Source organism: Flavobacterium sp. JLP (assembly GCF_015350755.1).
Classification (GTDB): Bacteria; Bacteroidota; Bacteroidia; order Flavobacteriales; family Flavobacteriaceae; genus Flavobacterium.
Genome location: NZ_JADKPS010000002.1, coordinates 652,596 through 666,496, shown reverse-complemented (window position 1 = coordinate 666,496; position 13,901 = coordinate 652,596). Strand labels below are relative to the sequence as shown.

Below are 13,901 nucleotides of genomic sequence, written 5' to 3'. Positions count from 1 at the left end.
ATCCTTGTAAAATTTGCATTTAAAAAAATTATCTTTGCAAAAAAATAACACACACAACTACACAATGAAGAATACACTTATTGCTCCTTCTGTTCTTGCAGCTGATTTTGCCAATTTACAACGTGACATAGAAATGATCAATAACAGTCAGGCTGATTGGTTTCATATCGATATTATGGATGGCGTTTTTGTTCCAAATATTTCTTTTGGAATGCCAGTTTTAGAAGCAATTTCAAGACACGCTAAAAAAACAATCGATGTCCATTTAATGATTGTTGATCCAGATCGTTACATTAAAACTTTTGCAGATTTAGGTGCAAACATTTTAAGTGTACATTATGAAGCTTGCACACACTTGCACAGAACGCTACAAGCCATCAAAGCAGAAGGAATGAAAGCTGGCGTTGCCATTAATCCTCATACCAATATAGATCTATTAGAAGACGTTATTAACGATATTGATTTAGTTTGTATAATGAGTGTAAATCCAGGTTTTGGAGGACAATCTTTTATTGAAAACACTTACGTGAAAGTTAAAAAACTTAAAGATTTGATTACGCGCAAAAATGCTTCGACTATTATTGAAATTGACGGCGGCGTAACCAGTAAAAATGCAAAACAATTAGTAGAAGCAGGTGCAGATGTTTTAGTTGCTGGAAGCTTTGTTTTTAAAGCAGAAAACCCAACTCAAACTATTGCAGAATTAAAAGCTTTGACTGCTTTTTAAGCTTTTCAAATTCGGAAAAAAATCAATTCCAGTCATTTTTTCTATAGTTTCAATTGGAACTACAAAATCATAAAGTGACTTATCGCTATCTTCATTCGGAACCAAAAAAGCAATTGCTTTATGTTCTTTTCCTGATTTAGCCAAAACGATTTTATAAAAATATTTAGGAACAGCTACTTTTTCTGTTCCTATTTTTTTATCTGAATCTTTGAGAATCCCTCCTGTTACTATATAAATATCAGTATACTTTTCGGCCCAATAGCGCGTTTTTTGCTCTATCCTATTCCAAATACCACTATTAAAATCATGTCTTTGAGGTGAAATATTCGAGGTGTAAAAAGTATCATTATAGGCATTTACGTCAAACTCCATATCACCAGCCGGACAAAGATGCCCTTTATCATAACCGGATTTTTTATAATTTCTCCAATCTGCTGAACCAGTTGTTACTTTAGGATCTTCAATAAAATAAGGTCGCTTATAATCTCTGTTTTTTAAATACTCCTTCTTTAATTCGTATGCAACCCATTCGGCTTGTTCGAACTTTTCATTATAAGATAACGTATAATATGTATGCTTTACAATTTGCTTGGTTGTAGATGTTGGCAAATATGCAACTGTATAAAGCGAATCTGAAGTATTCTGGGCTGAAGCAAAAGAAGTCTGCTGTTGTGGCAAAATCTCACTATTATTTTCAACTTCTTTTTTACAGGATAATAATAGCAATCCTATTACAACAAAAACAATATACTTATTCATGTAAACTTTAATTTTTAATAAACTTACAAAAAAACGCTCCATAAATTTAAATTTACGGAGCGTTTAATAACAAATTAATTCTTTATAGTATTATGATTTTACTAGTTTATCCTTTTTCATTTTAGGAGCAACAGTATTTTTTACATATCCTTTAGTTTGCAAATCATCTAAAACATTCAATGCTTCTTCTACATAAACATCTTTAGACAATGCTTGGTGCCAAGCTTCTCTTTTTTCTTTTAATGTAGCATCGTTATTCATTTCAAGTTCTTCGTAAGGCAATGATTTAAAAACCAAGCTGTTTTTATAATCTGCGATTGGTTTGTATTTTTTACCTTCATTCTCAACCTGTTCTTGAGTAGCTTTAAAGCTTGTAATGTTCAAGCTGTAAGTGTTCTCTTTATTCTTAACATCAATCCATTTTGCATTATCCTCAATTAATTTGAATTGGGCATTTCCAGCAATTCTGTTTCTGCTGTTATTAATCGCTTGATTGAATTTTTCGTTTGATGTCCAAGTACTATAATCAGCTGGATCAATTTTATCCCATGGCATTGCATTGTCAATATCACGCTCGCCCATTTTTAAGTAAGCATAACGATCTGGCATCACAACATCGCTGTGAACACCTTCTAACTGAGTAGAACCTCCGTTGATTCTATAGAATTTTTGTCCCGTAATTTTCAAAGCTCCTAAATCGCCATAGCTTGCATTACGAACAAACTGATTTAGATCAAGAACATTTTGTACAGTTCCTTTTCCATAAGTTTGTTTACTTCCAATGATCACTCCACGTTTGTAATCTTGAATTGCTGCTGCTAAAATTTCTGAAGCCGAAGCAGAGAAACTGTTCACCATAATTACTAACGGTCCATCCCATTCGATTTTTTTATCTTTATCGTATAAAACTTCTTTCTTTTTTCCAGCAGATTTAACCTGAACAATTGGTCCTTCTTCGATAAACAAACCGGCAATATCAACAACTGTAGATAAAGATCCGCCACCATCATCACGAACATCAAGTACAATACCATTAATATCTTCTTTTTTCAATCTTTCAACCTCAAGAGCTATATCTTTTCCAGCATCGCGTCCATCTTTGTTTTCAAAATCGATATAGAATTTAGGCAAATAAATAACTCCGTATTTTAATCCGTTTCTTTCTACAATACTAGATTTAGCGTAAGTTTCTTCAATTTCAACAACATCTCTGATGATAGAAATTACTTTAATACTTCCGTCTACTTTTTTAACTGTAAGTTTAACTTCAGTTCCTTTGTGACCTTTAATTTTCTTCACAACATCATCCAAACGCATACCCACAACATCTACAGGCTCTTCGTTTCCTTGTGCAACTTTCAAAATTAAATCACCTGCCTCAAGTTGTTTTCCTTTCCAAGCTGGACCGCCAGAAATTAATTCGTCAATTTGAGTAAAGTCATTTTTCTTAGTCAATCTGGCTCCGATTCCTTCTAACTTTCCACTTATATTTACATCAAAACGATCTTTTTCCTCTGGTGCAAAATAACTTGTATGCGGATCAAAACGTGTCATAATCGAATTAACATACACAGAGAACCAATCTCCTTTATTTAAATCTTTAATCAGACTAAAATTATCATCCAAAGATTTTAAAGAGCTTTCACGCGTTTCTTTCTCTAAAGTTTCAAAAGATTTTTCTTTGTAAGCTGGATCTGCTTTCTTTTTATCTTCTTCTAATTTTTGTTTGGTAACCAGTGAAGAAAGAGTAGATAATTTGATTTGTTTTCTCCATCTTTCGTTAATTTCCGTCGCATTTTTAGCATAAGGAAGATGCTCATAATCAGCATTAAAAGTCTCATCAACATTATAGTTGAAAGGCTGTGCTAAAATAGTCTTATATCGTTTTTTGCTTTCTTCCATACGTTTCATCAATCTTGTATAAGTAAGATTAAAAAACGTTAAGTCTTTATTCAAAAACTGATCATCTAACTGAAGCTCATATTGCTTAAATTCATCAATATCAGACTGAAGGAAGAATCTTTTAGAAGGATCCAGCGCATCAATATAATCTTTAAAAATTCCTTTAGAAAATTCATCGTTTATTTCAGCCGGACTATAATGTCCTTTTTCAATAACAAACGCAAGCAATTCTAAAAGTGTTTTATCTCTATTCGGGTCCGGATCCTCAGACTTATCAGCATTTAGTTTAAATGCAAACAATGTTACTGACAAGCATAATACGGCTATAAGTATTTTATAATTTCTTTTCATAAACTTAATAATAGCATTCATCAAATTTTTTAATCTAAGTTACGGTAAAAACTGTGCCAACAAAGCCAAGTTCACTATAATTTTTTGTTAAAGATATAAAAATGTTTGATGTTCAAAAGTCTTCTTTAATTTAGTTTACAATTTTTATTTATTTGTTAGTATTCTACCAAAATCTGTTACTACATTTGCTCTATCAAGCACTAATTTTGATAAATCAAAAATGAAAATCTCGGCATGAAACATGAAAAACCATTAATATTAGTAACCAATGACGATGGAATTCTCGCTCCTGGAATCAGAGCCCTAATCAGCGTTATGGAAACTATTGGAGATGTTATAGTAGTCGCTCCAGATAAACCTCAGAGTGCTATGGGACACGCAATTACAATAAATAACACGCTGTTTTTAGATAAAATCTCTAAAGAAGAAGACATTATAACAGAATACAGCTGTTCTGGAACACCAGTAGATTGCGTAAAATTGGCTGTCAATGAAATTTTAAAAAGAAAACCTGATCTTTGTGTTTCCGGAATTAATCACGGATCAAACTCTTCTATAAATGTAATTTATTCTGGGACTATGAGCGCGGCAGTCGAAGCAGGAATTGAAGGAATTCAAGCAATTGGATTCTCTCTTTTAGATTTTGACTGGAATGCTGATTTCGAACAAATAAAATCATTTGTAAAAAAGATTACTTTAGAAACTCTTGCAAATAAATTACCGCCAGGTGTCGTTTTAAATGTAAATTTTCCAAAATTAAAAGAGAAAGAAATCAAAGGAATAAAGATTTGCCGTCAAGCGAAAGCATACTATGCTCAAAAATTTGACAAGCGACAAACTCCATACGGAAAAGATTATTACTGGCTTACCGGTAAATTTACAAACGAAGACAAAGGCGAAGATACTGACGAATGGGCTTTAGAAAACGGATACATATCTGTCGTTCCAGTTCAATTTGATTTAACCGCGCATCATTCTATACAACAACTTAATACTTGGAAATTAAATGAATAAATTAGACCTTCTTATTGGTTTTGTTCTCGGCATTTTAACTTCACTTTTAGGAAGTTATCTTTTCATTACATTTTTCACCTCTTTTGATGTTTCAAATATTGAAACCATAAAACAATACGGTTATTTGGGCAAAGTAATTACTCTAGGAACCGTTTTAGATCTTATTTTGTTTTTATTTTTGCTTAAAAGAAATAAGGAAATAATGGCGAGAGGCGTTGTTTTTGCTGTGATTGTTTTAGCAATTTCAACCTTATTTATTTAATCTTATCTTTGTGCTGCAAAAAAATGTTGTGTTGCAAAATTAAAACACACTTTTAAAAAAGTCGATATGAAATATTACATAATAGCTGGCGAAGCCTCTGGAGATTTGCACGGTTCAAATTTAATGAAAGCTTTATATGAAGAAGATCCGCAAGCCGAAATTCGGTTTTGGGGTGGAGACTTAATGCAAAAAGCCGGCGGTACTTTAGTAAAACATTATCGCGAATTGGCTTTTATGGGTTTTGTTGAAGTTATTTTCAATTTAAAAACGATTTTAAACAACATTAAAGTTTGTAAAAAAGACATTTCTGAGTTTAAGCCAGATGTTATCATTTTTATAGATTACCCAGGTTTCAATATGCGTATTGCAAAATGGGCCAAAACTTTAAATTATAAAACACACTATTATATTTCTCCTCAAATTTGGGCTTGGAAAGAAAATAGGATCAAAGCAATTAAACAAGATGTCGATAAGATGTTTGTGATTTTGCCTTTTGAAAAAAGTTTTTACGAAGACAAGCATCATTTTCCTGTAGATTTTGTTGGCCATCCATTAATTGATGCCATTCAAAATCAACCACCTTTTGATGAAGGTATATTTAGAAAAGAAAATCAATTGGGTGACAAACCCATTATTGCACTTTTACCAGGAAGCCGCAAACAAGAAATTACAAAAATGTTAAGCGTAATGCTAAGTGTTGTCGATGATTTTCAGGATTATGAATTTGTAATTGCCGGCGCACCAAGTCAGGATTACGAATTTTATCAGCAATTCATCAGTAATAAAAACATCAAATTTATTTCGAATAAAACGTACGATTTGCTTCGTTCTTCGACCGCTGCTTTGGTAACTTCGGGAACAGCAACTTTAGAAACTGCTCTTTTTAAAGTTCCAGAAGTAGTATGTTATAAAGGAAGTAATATTTCGTATCAAATTGCAAAACGCATTATTACCTTAAAATATATTTCGCTTGTAAACCTAATAATGGACCAAGAAGTAGTTACTGAATTAATTCAAAATGAATGCAATACAAAACGCATTAAAGAAGAATTACAAAAATTGCTCGAGCCACATTATCGCGAAAAACTTTTGAAAAATTATGATATTCTGGAACAAAAATTAGGTGGCGTTGGCGCGAGCAAAAAAACAGCAAAACTTATCGTAGCCGACTTAAAACCAGTATAAAATATTTTTATTTTGAAAAAAATAGTCACAATTCTTATTCTATCTCTTCTCTTTGCTTCTTGTAAATCGACTTCAAATGCCGTAAGCAAAAAAGAATCTCAAGCAGAAAAAAGAACTCTTGTGAAAAATTTAATCGAAACTGCAACAAGCAATATTGGCGTTAGATATAAAGCTGGAGGTACAACAAAAAATGGTTTTGACTGCTCCGGATTAGTTTATATTACTTTTGAATCAGAAAATATTAAACTTCCCAGAAGTTCTTACGAGCAAGCAAAGGTTGGAAAAATAATCGTGCTGAATGATGCAAAGAAAGGCGATTTAATTTTCTTTAAAACCAATAAAAGCAAGCAAATCAATCATGTAGGACTTATTACAGAAGTTAACTCAGACGAAATAAAATTTGTGCATTCTTCTACTTCAAAAGGCGTAATGATTTCATCTACAAAAGAACCCTATTATCGTGATTCCTTTTTTCAGGTGAATCGAATAATTGAATAATCTATCTATTAAAATATATTCTTTTTCTTACAAATATTTAATACTTTTATGCCATGAAAGTATTAGATTTCCCTTTAGTTAAAATTACGATTTGGTTTCTGCTTGGCATTTTGTTTTCTTATTATCTGCCAAATACATTATTCAATTTATGCATCGTGCTTCTCATCGGAACAATCGCCTTTTCTCTTTTGTATTTTTCATCCAAAAACAATAAAAAATTAATTACGCTTTTTGGGATAAGTACTTGTTTTACCTCTTTTTGTATTGGAGCAGCAACTTTACTTATCCATACTGATTCGCTTCAGAAATCGAACTATATTCATTGTACCAAAGCTTTTGAGACATCACAAACAATTACACTTACTATTCGAGAAAAGCTTAAAAGCAATGCCTATAACGATCGATTTATTGCATTGATCAACAGCATTAATAATCAAAACTATACTGGAAAAATTATTGTAAATATTGCAAAAGACAGTATTAAAAAATCGGTTATAATCGGTAATATTATCAAACTAAAAGCCACTTTACAGCATAATAGTAATGCTAAAAACCCAAACCAATTTGACTACGGCAAATATTTAGCAGACAGGCAAATTTATGCACAGCTATACGTTAGCAAATCTGAAATCAGTATCGCTAAATATGCTAAAAAAGACATTTGGTATTATTCTGGCTGCTTGCATCGCAGGATACTTACAAACTTAGAGAGAGCACATTTTAACGCCGCTGAAATGAATGTTGCACTTGCCCTAATTCTAGGACAGCAGCAAGAAATTTCATCAGATATTATTCAAGATTATCAGTACTCTGGAGCAACACACATTTTATCTGTTTCAGGATTGCATGTCGGCTTTATTATGCTGTTTATAAATTTCATTTTAAAACCAATTCCAAATACACGAAAAGGTTCATTTATAAAATTAATCTCAATTTTAATTTCCTTAGCGGGATTCGCCGTAATTTCAGGACTATCGCCTTCTGTTTTAAGATCAGTTGTTATGTTTTCTTTTATTGCCACAGGAAATCATCTTCGCCGAGGCGGCAATATTTACCATACTTTGCTTGTTTCTATCTTTCTGATCTTATTATTTGAACCTTATTTTTTATTTGATGTTGGCTTTCAATTAAGTTACATTGCCTTATTTTTTATTCTTTGGCTACAGCCATTATTAAAAAACATCTGGACACCAAAAAACAAAGTACTATTTTATATCTGGGAAGCTTTGACGGTTTCATTCGCGGCTCAAATTGGAGCTTTTCCTTTGTGCTTATATTATTTTCACCAATTTCCAGGTTTATTTTTTGTAACTAATATTGTTATTATTCCAGTTTTGTCTTTTATAATGATAGCGGGAATTATTGTTATGATTTTTGCTGTTTTTTGTTCTCCTCCAGAATTCTTAATTATCATTTTCGAAAAGAGTATCTATCTTTTAAACCAAATCATTCATTATGTGGCTTCATTTGAATCATTTGTAATACTTGATATAAGTTTTAACCTTTACTATCTGATCACTTTTTACCTGCTGATAATTACGAGTATTATTTGGTTCAAAAAACCGAATTATTCCAAATTGGTTTTTGTGTTGACTACTATAATTTTACTTCAAATTTCTTTTATATACACCAAAAAAGAAACGGAAAACCAACTAGAAATGATTATTTATAATTTAAAGAAAAAAACGCTAATTACAGAAAAATCAGGAAAAACTATAAAACTGTTTACATCAGATACAACTTTACTTCATGATCCTAAAAACTATGTTTTGAATTCCTATTTAGTTGGAAATTTTGGAACAATAAAAGCCACACACAAAGTTAAAAACACGTTATTTTTCAACGGAAAAAAAATATTTATAATTGACAGTACAGGAACTTATCAAAATAAAATTCAGCCCGATATAGTATTGCTTACACAATCTCCAAAATTAAATTTAGATCGAGTTTTAAAAGACTTACATCCAAAAATTATAGTTGCTGATGCTTCAAACTCTTACTCCATCCAGAAAAAATGGAAGAAAACCTGCGATAAAAAAAATATCCCCTTTCACTCAACAAGCGAAAAAGGATATTACAAATTAAATTAAAATACTTAAAATTATATTTCTTATTCAGGACGTAAAATTATATTAGCTTCCGTCATCCATCCCACAGCACCAATTGGTTTAAAAGGCAATTTACCCAATAAATTAAAAGTTGTTTTCTGCTTTCTAACAGATGCTATTGTGAAACAAACTTGTGGCAATTCGGTTACTCCCAAAGCATTTTTCAACATAACATTTTGTTCTTTCTCGGCATCAGATATATTAGGATCAGATAAATCCAGTCTAACCAAAACGACATTTTCACGTGCCCATACAGCAAAATCTGGAGTATTAAATATCTCATTCTGGAATCTTTGTGGTGCACCAGCAATTGTAAAAAATATGAATAGTGGTTTTCTTTGTTCAACACTTGCTGCAACAGCCTCTGTCATAGTTGTTTTCCAGACATTTTGCGAATGCATAAAAAATGAACCTAAAAAAAATAGTAGTATAAGTAGTTTTCTGGTCATAACAATTTGGGTTTTAAGTAGGTTAACGCGACTAAATTAGTATAATATCCTTATCAAACAAGTCATATTTAGACAAAAAACTCAAAAAAAACATAACAAAATCGAATTTGTTAATAAAACCCTAAATAACTGACAAAAACAAAAAAAATAGCATAATAAATTATCAAAATAATGACGATAATCTTAAACTGTTCAAAAAAAAATCCCTTTTCACTAAATTGAAAAGGGACTTACAAGTTAAATTGCGAAACTTGACTTAAGTATTATTCACTTGGATGCAAGATTCCGTTAGATTCTGCAATCCAAGCTTTTGCACCTCCCGGTTTATAAGCAAGTTTTCCTAAAGCGCTAAAAGTAGTTTTGTTTTTTCTGATAGAAGCACTTGCAAAACAAACTTCTGGTAAGTCTTCAACGCCAAAAGCACTTTTTAATCTAAGGTTTTGTTCTTTATCACCATCAGATGCTGCTTCATCAGACAAATCAAGTTTTACGAGAATGACATTGTCGCGAGACCAAACTGCAAAATCTGGAGTTTTAAATATTTCATTCTGAAGATTGTCTGGTACACCTGAGGCAGTAAAAAGAATCAACATTGGTTTTCTTTGTTCATTGCTAATAGCGATAGCATCAGTCATGTTTGTTCTCCAAACTAGATTTTGAGCCTGCATAAAAAATGAACCTAAAAAAAACAGTAGGATAAGTAATTTTTTAGTCATATTATATTGATTTTGGTTAGTATAGTGTAACGAAATTAACATAATATTTTAATTTTCCAACTTTTATTAATATAAAAAATATATAATGTGTTTTTTTACTTATAATAAATTGATAAATACACAAAATAAAGAAAAACAAATGAATAACTTTTCTTACTAAAGAAAAAAGCTCCCTGCGCATATTGCACAAGGAGCTTATAAATAAATTTGAATATGTTTTTCTTTAAGACTTTTTTGGTTTAATGATTCCGTCTGCAACTGTCAACCATGCAGTTGGCCCTCCAGCAACGTATCCGGTTTGTCCAAGACCTTTAAAATTTACTTTTCCGTCTTTAGACTCAGCACTTGTAAAATAAATTGTAGGAAAACCTTGAATTCCAAAAGCCTGCTGTAATTCATTATTTTGACTTTTTAATTCTGGAGTCTGAGGTGTTCTTCTTGGATAATCCAATTCTACTAAAACAACATTATCTACAGCCCATTTTTTAAATTCAGGCGTCGTTAAAACTTCATTTTGCAAACGAATACACCATCCGCACCAGTCACTTCCAGTAAAAAACATCAACATTGGCTTATGCTCTTTGTTACTTACCGTTATTGCTTCTTTTACATCTGTATACCACTTTAGCTCTTGTGATTGAACTGTAAGCGCTCCAACTAAAAATAACGTTACTAAAAATATTTTTTTCATATTGTGTTTATTTTGCACAAATTTAAACAAAAAAAGAATCGGTAAATAAATCTTATTTTACTTCCTGCATTAATTTTTTGATTAATGGTGTTGTAACAATCAAAATAACCCCGGCAATTAAAGAATATAATGCTAATTGATAATATCCATCAGTGTAAGCAATCAATTTTGACATTAATGTTGTGCCTGTATTTGCATTAGACATTTCAGAGCCTAATTTACCTGCTGCAAATTGACCAAAGGCACTAGACAAAAACCACAATCCCATCATCATTCCAAACAATCGCTTTGGAGATAATTTAGTAATTACAGACATTCCAATTGGTCCAATACATAATTCTCCCAGAGTATACAACAAGTACCCTAATGCAAATACGTTTAGAGAACTCAATCCTTTTTCATCAATAAAAAATCTGGCACTGTAAAAAATAAAGAAACCAGCTGCTAACAATATAAATGAGAATCCGAATTTAATAACTGTATTTGGTTCGATTTTTCTTTTGAAAAGAAAGATCCACAATAGCCCTACTAATGGACTGAAAATGATAACATACAATGAATTTATACTATTGTTAACAACATTCGGATCAATATGAAAAAACAACAATTTATTTGTTAAGTTATCCTTGGCAAACAACGACAAAGAACCTCCTGATTGCTCAGAAATCGCCATAAACATGAAATATCCAAAAATAAAGACGAAAGCTGCCAAAAGTTTGTATTGCTGTTTTCTTTCTTTTATCATAAATAATTCAAACAAAAAGTATCCTAATGCTGCAACACCAATTGAATACATAAAATACTCTGTAAAATCAGAGTTAATTACCATTATATAAACCAATGGAATTACAAGAAATGACCCAACGTAAACAGCTATTTCATAAAGATTACGTTTTTTCGGTTCATGTTTTTCAAGAGGAGAATTTCCGATTGGTGCTAAATGTTTTTTAGTCAAAAGAAAAGTAACAACACCAATAATCATCACAATTGCTGCAGAAAGAAAGCATAAGCTCCAAGAATAGTTTTTCCCTAAATAAATAGGAATCGCACCTCCCAGCATTCCGCCTATATTAATACCTGCGTAAAACAGTCCGTAACCAGCATCACGTCGGCCATCCTTTTCATGATATAATTCACCAACCATTGACGAAACGTTTGGCTTAAAAAAACCTGTTCCAATAATAGAAAGTGTTATTCCGTAATAAAAGAAATCATGCGGATTTGCTGCAATAAGCAAATTTCCTAAAATCATCACAATTCCTCCAAAAAGAAGTGATTTTTTGAATCCTAAAATTTTGTCAGCAAAAATACCTCCAATAAAAGTAAAGGCATAAACAAAAGCCTGAATGGCTCCATATTGAAGATTCGCTTTTCCTTCAAGCAAACCTAATTGGTCTACCATGAAAAAAGCCAGAACACCTCTCATTCCGTAAAAGCAAAAACGCTCCCACATTTCAACCAAAAACAAGTACCACAATTGCTTTGGATACTTGCCTTTAAAATTTTGAATTTCCTCTAAAGCTAAATTGTTTTCCATATTATCTAACACCGTGCATCATTTTTTTCAATAACGGAGTCAAAGCAAATAATACAATCGCTGCAATACCTGTAAGAACAACAAACACCATAAAAAACTCATATAAATTATGAATCTCGAATCCTGCAAAAAAGTGATTGTGCGCACTAATTTGGTGCTGTTCTAATAGTGCTAATTGCTCAGTTGTAGGCGTTACTTTATTGTCTAAAACGGCTTGAAGATCGATTCCTAATTCTTTTGCTTTTTCAAATTTATCACCTGTAGCAGGCAAGATAGAACCTAAAGTTCCCCCTAACGCATAACCAGATGCATTTGACAAAAAGAATACGCCGTATAGCAATGAAGCAAAACGTTTTGGAGATAATTTACCCACCAATGACAATCCAATTGGAGACAAACACAACTCTGCACAAGTATTTAAGAAATATAATAAGATTAACCATTTTACCAATAGTAAGCCAGAAGTTCCGATGTATGAAACTTGAGTTGCAATCATAAAGAAACTTACAGAAATTATAACCAAACCTACAGCCAATTTAACTGGTGAAATTGGTTCTTTTTGATTTGCTCTTAAAGAATCCCATAGTATACTAAAAGGAACAGCCATTACAACAACAAACAATCCGTTAAAGATCTGAACCATTGATGGAGGCATTAAATACCCAAAGAAATGTCTATCTGTTTGATTATCCGCAATAAAAGTTAATGACGAACCTGCTTGTTCAAATGCCGCCCAAAAGAAAATAATAAAAAACGACACGATATAAATTACAATAATTCTATCTCTTTCAATTTTAGTTAAAGAAGTATCAGAAATAATTAATCCAGCCAAAGCCAAACCACTAGAATATATCAAAGTATAAATCAAGTTTTGACCCACAACATAATGAAAGAAAAAACCTAAAGCAATAAATGCAACACCTGCAATAGTTAGCGCTTTACTAGAAAAATTAGCTTTTTGAGCTTCTCCTTCTTCAAAATCTGAAGCTATATTTTTAGAAGGCAAACCTCCTAATGGTCTTCCTTCTGGAGAAACCACATATTTATTTTTCAAGAAGTAGAAAAGAACAGTTCCAACAAGCATTGCTCCTGACGCCGCCATAAATCCCCATCTAAAAGCGTGAATATCTCTAATTCCGCCTGCATCTTTTACATCGCCTAAGAAAGGACAAATTGATTGCCCTAAGAAAGCACCAATATTAATACCCATATAGAAAATAGTAAAAGCAGTATCTAGTTTTGTTTTTTCTTGTTTTGGATACAAACTTCCAACCATACTCGAAATATTTGGCTTGAAGAATCCGTTACCAAAAACAATAACACCTAATCCGCAATACATGATAGTTTTTGCCAATCCTAAATTAGACTCAAAAATACTACCGCTGGTAAACAATAACATTTGGCCAGTAGCCATCAATAATCCACCTAATAAAATACAATTTCTATTTCCTAAAAATCGGTCAGCAATAAAACCTCCCAACATTGGTGTTAAATAACAAAGTCCAAGGAAACCTCCATAAATTAATGACGCTTCTTCTTCCTTCATCATTAATGAATTCACAAGAAATAAAGTCAATAAAGCTCGCATTCCATAAAAATTGAATCTCTCCCACATCTCCGTTCCAAACAATACCCAAAGTCCTTTTGGATGCCCAGTTTTTACTTGAGTTTCTCCCATATTATTCATTATTTTTTTAAGGTT

General features: G+C 31.8%; 13 protein-coding genes. 6 read left to right on the top strand and 7 right to left on the bottom strand.

From position 1 onward, the window contains the following. The first annotated feature begins 64 nt into the window (after positions 1 to 64). Positions 65 to 727 (top strand): ribulose-phosphate 3-epimerase, encoded by a 663-nt coding sequence (rpe, locus tag IRZ83_RS08305; protein WP_029271774.1) that lies wholly within the window; start codon positions 65 to 67, stop codon positions 725 to 727. Here rpe and IRZ83_RS08300 read toward each other — a convergent pair. Next, positions 704 to 1,486 (bottom strand): DNA/RNA non-specific endonuclease, encoded by a 783-nt coding sequence (locus tag IRZ83_RS08300; RefSeq protein WP_194568037.1) that lies wholly within the window; start codon positions 1,484 to 1,486, stop codon positions 704 to 706. The genes rpe and IRZ83_RS08300 overlap by 24 nt on opposite strands. Before the next feature lie 90 nt (positions 1,487 to 1,576). Then, positions 1,577 to 3,760 carry a carboxy terminal-processing peptidase gene (locus tag IRZ83_RS08295; protein WP_029271771.1) on the bottom strand — a complete coding sequence of 728 codons (2,184 nt, stop codon included), beginning with the start codon at positions 3,758 to 3,760 and terminating at the stop codon, positions 1,577 to 1,579. 213 nt (positions 3,761 to 3,973) lie between these two features. Here IRZ83_RS08295 and surE point away from each other — a divergent pair, with 213 nt between their 5' ends. The 5 genes from surE (at position 3,974) to IRZ83_RS08270 (ending at position 8,788) form a co-directional block, all read left to right on the top strand. Further along, positions 3,974 to 4,753 (top strand): 5'/3'-nucleotidase SurE, encoded by a 780-nt coding sequence (gene surE, locus IRZ83_RS08290; protein ID WP_029271770.1) that lies wholly within the window; start codon positions 3,974 to 3,976, stop codon positions 4,751 to 4,753. Further along, positions 4,746 to 5,015: a hypothetical protein gene (locus tag IRZ83_RS08285; RefSeq protein WP_029271768.1), complete on the top strand. Its 270-nt coding sequence runs from the start codon at positions 4,746 to 4,748 to the stop codon at positions 5,013 to 5,015. Before surE ends, IRZ83_RS08285 begins: the two co-directional genes overlap by 8 nt. Before the next feature lie 66 nt (positions 5,016 to 5,081). Continuing rightward, the gene (lpxB, locus tag IRZ83_RS08280) at positions 5,082 to 6,200 is read left to right on the top strand and encodes a lipid-A-disaccharide synthase (RefSeq protein ID WP_194568036.1); all 1,119 of its coding nucleotides are present in this window, start codon (positions 5,082 to 5,084) and stop codon (positions 6,198 to 6,200) included. A gap of 12 nt (positions 6,201 to 6,212) precedes the next feature. Next, positions 6,213 to 6,698 carry a C40 family peptidase gene (locus IRZ83_RS08275; RefSeq protein WP_194568035.1) on the top strand — a complete coding sequence of 162 codons (486 nt, stop codon included), beginning with the start codon at positions 6,213 to 6,215 and terminating at the stop codon, positions 6,696 to 6,698. Positions 6,699 to 6,751: 53 nt separating this feature from the next. Next, entirely contained in the window at positions 6,752 to 8,788 is a 2,037-nt protein-coding gene (locus IRZ83_RS08270; RefSeq protein WP_194568034.1) for a ComEC/Rec2 family competence protein, read from the top strand. Positions 8,789 to 8,808: 20 nt separating this feature from the next. Here IRZ83_RS08270 and IRZ83_RS08265 read toward each other — a convergent pair whose 3' ends face one another. The 5 genes from IRZ83_RS08265 to IRZ83_RS08245 all read right to left on the bottom strand — a co-directional run bounded on the left by IRZ83_RS08265 (position 8,809) and on the right by IRZ83_RS08245 (position 13,877). Then, positions 8,809 to 9,255, bottom strand: coding sequence for a thioredoxin family protein (locus tag IRZ83_RS08265; RefSeq protein ID WP_194568033.1), 447 nt, complete (start codon positions 9,253 to 9,255; stop codon positions 8,809 to 8,811). A gap of 263 nt (positions 9,256 to 9,518) precedes the next feature. Beyond that, on the bottom strand, positions 9,519 to 9,971 hold the full coding sequence (locus tag IRZ83_RS08260; protein WP_029271763.1) for a hypothetical protein: 453 nt from the start codon (positions 9,969 to 9,971) through the stop codon (positions 9,519 to 9,521). A gap of 223 nt (positions 9,972 to 10,194) precedes the next feature. Continuing rightward, complete coding sequence (locus IRZ83_RS08255; RefSeq protein WP_029271761.1) at positions 10,195 to 10,662, bottom strand: thioredoxin family protein; 468 nt, start codon at positions 10,660 to 10,662, stop codon at positions 10,195 to 10,197. Positions 10,663 to 10,714: 52 nt separating this feature from the next. Then, entirely contained in the window at positions 10,715 to 12,199 is a 1,485-nt protein-coding gene (locus tag IRZ83_RS08250) for a peptide MFS transporter (protein WP_029271760.1), read from the bottom strand. Position 12,200: 1 nt separating this feature from the next. Further along, positions 12,201 to 13,877, bottom strand: a complete 1,677-nt coding sequence (locus IRZ83_RS08245; protein ID WP_029271759.1) for a peptide MFS transporter — start codon at positions 13,875 to 13,877, stop codon at positions 12,201 to 12,203. Positions 13,878 to 13,901: the final 24 nt, after the last annotated feature.

Coding starts and splice junctions, on each gene's coding strand:
- rpe (WP_029271774.1), top strand. CDS start 65: ATGAAGAATACACTTATTGCTCCTTCTGTTCTTGCAGCTGATTTTGCC.
- IRZ83_RS08300 (WP_194568037.1), bottom strand. CDS start 1,486: ATGAATAAGTATATTGTTTTTGTTGTAATAGGATTGCTATTATTATCC.
- IRZ83_RS08295 (WP_029271771.1), bottom strand. CDS start 3,760: ATGAATGCTATTATTAAGTTTATGAAAAGAAATTATAAAATACTTATA.
- surE (WP_029271770.1), top strand. CDS start 3,974: ATGAAACATGAAAAACCATTAATATTAGTAACCAATGACGATGGAATT.
- IRZ83_RS08285 (WP_029271768.1), top strand. CDS start 4,746: ATGAATAAATTAGACCTTCTTATTGGTTTTGTTCTCGGCATTTTAACT.
- lpxB (WP_194568036.1), top strand. CDS start 5,082: ATGAAATATTACATAATAGCTGGCGAAGCCTCTGGAGATTTGCACGGT.
- IRZ83_RS08270 (WP_194568034.1), top strand. CDS start 6,752: ATGAAAGTATTAGATTTCCCTTTAGTTAAAATTACGATTTGGTTTCTG.
- IRZ83_RS08265 (WP_194568033.1), bottom strand. CDS start 9,255: ATGACCAGAAAACTACTTATACTACTATTTTTTTTAGGTTCATTTTTT.
- IRZ83_RS08260 (WP_029271763.1), bottom strand. CDS start 9,971: ATGACTAAAAAATTACTTATCCTACTGTTTTTTTTAGGTTCATTTTTT.
- IRZ83_RS08255 (WP_029271761.1), bottom strand. CDS start 10,662: ATGAAAAAAATATTTTTAGTAACGTTATTTTTAGTTGGAGCGCTTACA.
- IRZ83_RS08250 (WP_029271760.1), bottom strand. CDS start 12,199: ATGGAAAACAATTTAGCTTTAGAGGAAATTCAAAATTTTAAAGGCAAG.
- IRZ83_RS08245 (WP_029271759.1), bottom strand. CDS start 13,877: ATGGGAGAAACTCAAGTAAAAACTGGGCATCCAAAAGGACTTTGGGTA.